This is a genomic window from Dysosmobacter segnis (assembly GCF_014297285.1).
Taxonomy (GTDB): Bacteria; Bacillota; Clostridia; order Oscillospirales; family Oscillospiraceae; genus Oscillibacter; species Oscillibacter segnis.
Genome location: NZ_JACOQI010000055.1, coordinates 1 through 4,116, shown reverse-complemented (window position 1 = coordinate 4,116; position 4,116 = coordinate 1). Strand labels below are relative to the sequence as shown.

Below are 4,116 nucleotides of genomic sequence, written 5' to 3'. Positions count from 1 at the left end.
CTCAGACCGCAGGATGCGTTCCTTTTGGAGCTTTAGTTCCCGGCGGCGCTCCGCAAGCAGATTGCCGCGGGATATAAAAATGTCAGGATCGACGCTGCCCTGCTGCTTGAGCTGGGTCAGAAGTCGTTCCTGACTGGCAATATCTGATATTTGTTTGTTGATCTCTACGATGTTTTCACTCCAGAGGAGACTGCCGGTTTTGGCAGCGTGGAGGTCAGAGATGAGCTGAGTGAGAACCTCGATGCCATAGTGTTTGAGTTTGTAGTACATTCGTAAGAAAGCCTGCGATACCTGTTCTTCCGGGACGGGTTTGAGCGGGCAATCATTTCCCTCGTCATGCTTGCAGCATACCCAATACCATTTGTGGTTGACTTGTTTTGCGCGAACTCTGGAACCACAAGCGCATCGCATTTGACTGGATATCTCACTATGCTGTGATCCCTGTTCAGCCTTACGTTCACGGCGCAGTTTTTGTGCTTGATCAAATGTTTCTTGGGATATAATGGCATCATTGATGGCTTCTACAAAGTACTGCTTTTTTTCGCCATGATTTCTTTTTGATTTGAACGGAATAGCATCTGTTGTATACCGTTTTTGAAGTAAAGCGTTTCCCGCATATCGCTCATTTTTCAGAATGTAGTCAATTAACTTATATTTCCAATCCAGGCCGAGCACATGACCATCATTCAGCCTTTGCGCAATTTCTCGGGAGTTCGCGCCGGAGAGGTATTCTTCAAATATTCTTCGGATAACAGCTGCTTCTTCGGGAACGATCTCAAGCTTACCGTCAACTCTCATGAAACCAAGAGGAGCCTGATAGGTATTGAATCGGCCCTTGCGCATTTGTAACTGATAGCTCCATCTCCGTCGGCTGGAGATGGCCTCACTTTCACGCTGGGCCAGCGCCGCGAACATGGCGATAAGGACTTCGCCGGATACCTGTGCGGTGTCAATATTCTGCTCCTCAAAGTAGACGCTGATGTTGAGAGACTTCAGTTCCCGTACAGCCGCCAGACTTTCCTTGGTATTCCGGGCGAAGCGGGAGGAAGATTTCACAAGGATGCGGTCGATGCGCCCTTTTCGGCAGTCCTCCATCATCCGTAGGAAGTCATCCCGCTTATCTATGGACGTGCCGGTGATGCCCTGGTCGGCATATATGTCTGCCAACTCCCAATCAGGGTTGTCTGTGATGAGTTTGGAGTAGTAGGCATTCTGCGCGGCAAAGGAGTGTTCTTGATCCTTGGAGTTGGAACTGACACGGGTATATGCTGCCACGCGGAGTTTTCGTGCGGTTTCCTGATTCGCTGCCGGAATCGTAATGACCCGCGGAGCCATCGCCAGAGAACCGTTGGTTTTCTCCTTATCACTCATTCCTCTGCCACCTCCTTCGTCAGCAACACACAATACCATATAACATCCGCAATAGCTATCCTAAAAGCGAAGAAATCAAAGAGAAATAATGATGTCCGCACCAAGCTGTACCCTCAGCCGCGCGGCGATTTTTTTTGCTTCACTGCCGCTGATGAGACCCTGCTCCCGCAGGCTGCGAAGCATGGTGACGATGCCGAGATAATCTGCGTTTGGATTCATTCGGATTCCTCCTTTTTTGATTTAATTTGAATGATAATGAAAACTCCCAAGCCCACTTTTACAAATGGGTTTGGGAGTTTTCGTTATAGTGTCTTTATGGGATGATCTCGATGCTGAAAACATCCGCGATGGGAATACACTGCCGATCCGTCATCCGGATCACGCCGTTGACCGCGTCGATCCGCTTGACCGATCCGGTGACAGTTCGGTAGCTGCCGCCGTTCTTCCGTTCATCCGGCACAAAGTAGGTGATGGACGCCGTGGGCCTGCTGGGAAGCAGCTCCTGGAGGCGCTGCAGTTCCGCGTCAACCCGCGCCATTTCGTATTCGTCCAGTTCCATACGCCGATCCGTCAGCCGCCCGGTTTCCGCAATGGCGGCGCTGTGACCGGTCAGGGCGGCAAAGGGCGAGAACTGCGCCGCACGGTCATAGAGGGACATTCGCGGATGGTTTGGCGAATCCGGATGGGGCAGACGAATGATGTCATCGTATTGTCCGCTCATGCCTTATGCCCTCCGATCTGCTTATTCCGTTCTTTAGCAGTAGCGCCTTCCAGATAGCTCCCACCGTTTAAGATAGCGTTTTTGCCGAACTTCTTTTTAATGTCGAGCATGGCTTCCTGAATTTTGCGCTCCCGTTTCAGTTCAGCTTCTTCCTCCTGCAGCCGCTGCTCCTGCACTTCAACGTTGTCAAACAGATTGAACTGCACCGGAGCTTCCGGCTCCTGCTGTACCGTATCTTCGCCCACCAACCGATTGGCTGTGATGGTAAGTCTCCGAATAGACAGCTTCGGATTGACCTTTGCGTCATAAACGCCAAGAACGGCGTCCGTGATGCTCCGGGCCGAAGATGTCTTTCTCGGCAGGTTTGCTGTTCCGTGGGTGTGCTTGGGGATCTTCCTGCCATAGCGGTCTGTCACGGTCTCACCGTGGTAGCTGCCGCCAGCGGTGTTTTCAATGTCATATCCCACCGTCAGGGTCAACTGATCCGTTACCAGCTTCTTTTCCAGCAGATCCAGCGCGACGGCTTCCGCCATTTCCCGCACCACCAGCCGTGCTTTCTCAAAGGAATACGGGCATTGGAGTACCTGCCCGGAGCAGACGCTGTTCGTTTCCGGCCGGTATGCCTTGATATCCTGCATCCGGCACGGCTCCCAGCCCCATGCGTGGTCGATGAGGAGCTCAGCGTTGATGCCGAACATCCGATAGAGCAGTTCTTCATTGTAGTATTCGTTCGGCTTGCCGATGGAGCATCTTGCAATGTCGCCCATCGTATAGATGCCGACGGCTTCCAGTTTTTTTGCATAACCGCGCCCAACGCGCCAGAAATCTGTCAGCGGGCGGTGCGCCCAAAGCTGCTCACGGTAGCTCATTTCGTCAAGCTCCGCAATGCGGACGCCGTCTTTGTCCGGCTGCACGTGCTTCGCCATAATGTCCATAGCGACCTTGCAGAGATAGAGATTGCTGCCAATGCCCGCCGTGGCTGTGATGCCCGTGGTGTGCAGGACGTCCGAGATCATAACTTTTGCCAACTCACGGGCGGTCATGTGGTAAGTTTGCAGATAGTTCGTCACATCCATCATCACCTCGTCGATGGAATAGACATGGATGTCCTCCGGGGCGATGTATTTCAGGTATACGTTGTAGACCTGGGTGCTGACCTGGATGTATTTTGCCATTCGAGGAGGGGCAATGAGATAATCTACTTCTCTGGATGGATCAGCCGCCAGTTCATTGGCGTTGAAGCTCTTTTCGGAAAGGCCGCCAGCTTTGTGCCGCCGTTCCGCGTTGACTTCCTTGACACGCTCCACCACTTCAAAAAGCCGTGCTCTGCCGGAGATGCCGTATGCCTTTAGGGATGGGGACACGGCAAGGCAGATGGTTTTCTCCGTCCGGCTGGCGTCAGCCACCACCAGATTGGTGGTCAGAGGATCAAGCCCACGCTCCATGCATTCTACGGAGGCGTAGAAAGCTTTCAGGTCAATGGCGATATATGTCCGTCCGCTCTGCTGCATAGCGCGCCTCCTCGTCCTTAGTGTCTATCAGTATATCATGCCACCGCAAATCGAACAACTGTTTGTGGCAAACTTTTGAGAGGAAACTTGTGGAAACAGCCCATTTTCAAAACAAGGGCACCGTGTTACAATGATGCCTGTTTGCGGAATGGGAGGGAAAACATGTTCTATACAGCGGAAGAAGCCGCCATCGTCTGCGGCTTTCTGAACTTATATCTGGATCGGGCCAGCGTTGATGTCTCTGTGCGGAGACGCAACGCGGCATTCCAGCTTGGCGCTGCAACGGAAACGCTGCAGCCAGAGGACTACCGATGGGCGGAGAATGTTCTCTGCTTTCTGAAGCCCTGCTGGTGGCAGCTACATGAAGACCATAGAGCCTTAGAGAATGTGCTGCTGAAAACACATCTTTTAGCTCAGAAATAAAAACAGAGGGCCGCTCCTGTCTTGGTTGGAAGCATATTGCTATACCCGGATATGGAGCGGCCCTCATTATATTTTTTAAAGTTCTTTTGC

5 protein-coding genes are annotated in these 4,116 nt (G+C 52.3%); 1 reads left to right on the top strand and 4 read right to left on the bottom strand.

What is annotated here, in order from left to right:
- The 4 genes from H8Z83_RS18675 to H8Z83_RS18660 all read right to left on the bottom strand — a co-directional run.
- On the bottom strand, positions 1 to 1,371 hold a 1,371-nt coding region (locus tag H8Z83_RS18675), incomplete at its 3' end, for a recombinase family protein (protein ID WP_187016411.1).
- Between the two features lie 75 nt (positions 1,372 to 1,446).
- A complete protein-coding gene (locus H8Z83_RS18670) occupies positions 1,447 to 1,590 on the bottom strand; it encodes a hypothetical protein (protein WP_187016410.1) in 144 nt (47 codons plus the stop codon).
- 94 nt (positions 1,591 to 1,684) lie between these two features.
- Positions 1,685 to 2,092, bottom strand: coding sequence for a YolD-like family protein (locus H8Z83_RS18665; protein ID WP_187016409.1), 408 nt, complete (start codon positions 2,090 to 2,092; stop codon positions 1,685 to 1,687).
- Entirely contained in the window at positions 2,089 to 3,603 is a 1,515-nt protein-coding gene (locus H8Z83_RS18660; RefSeq protein WP_187016408.1) for a Y-family DNA polymerase, read from the bottom strand. Before H8Z83_RS18660 ends, H8Z83_RS18665 begins: the two co-directional genes overlap by 4 nt.
- Before the next feature lie 162 nt (positions 3,604 to 3,765).
- Here H8Z83_RS18660 and H8Z83_RS18655 point away from each other — a divergent pair, with 162 nt between their 5' ends.
- On the top strand, positions 3,766 to 4,026 hold the full coding sequence (locus H8Z83_RS18655) for a hypothetical protein (RefSeq protein ID WP_187016407.1): 261 nt from the start codon (positions 3,766 to 3,768) through the stop codon (positions 4,024 to 4,026).
- Positions 4,027 to 4,116: the final 90 nt, after the last annotated feature.

Bases quoted from the DNA above. Each gene is read 5' to 3' on its own strand.
- H8Z83_RS18665 (WP_187016409.1), bottom strand. From the start codon at position 2,092: ATGAGCGGACAATACGATGACATCATTCGTCTGCCCCATCCGGATTCG.
- H8Z83_RS18670 (WP_187016410.1), bottom strand. From the start codon at position 1,590: ATGAATCCAAACGCAGATTATCTCGGCATCGTCACCATGCTTCGCAGC.
- H8Z83_RS18660 (WP_187016408.1), bottom strand. From the start codon at position 3,603: ATGCAGCAGAGCGGACGGACATATATCGCCATTGACCTGAAAGCTTTC.
- H8Z83_RS18655 (WP_187016407.1), top strand. From the start codon at position 3,766: ATGTTCTATACAGCGGAAGAAGCCGCCATCGTCTGCGGCTTTCTGAAC.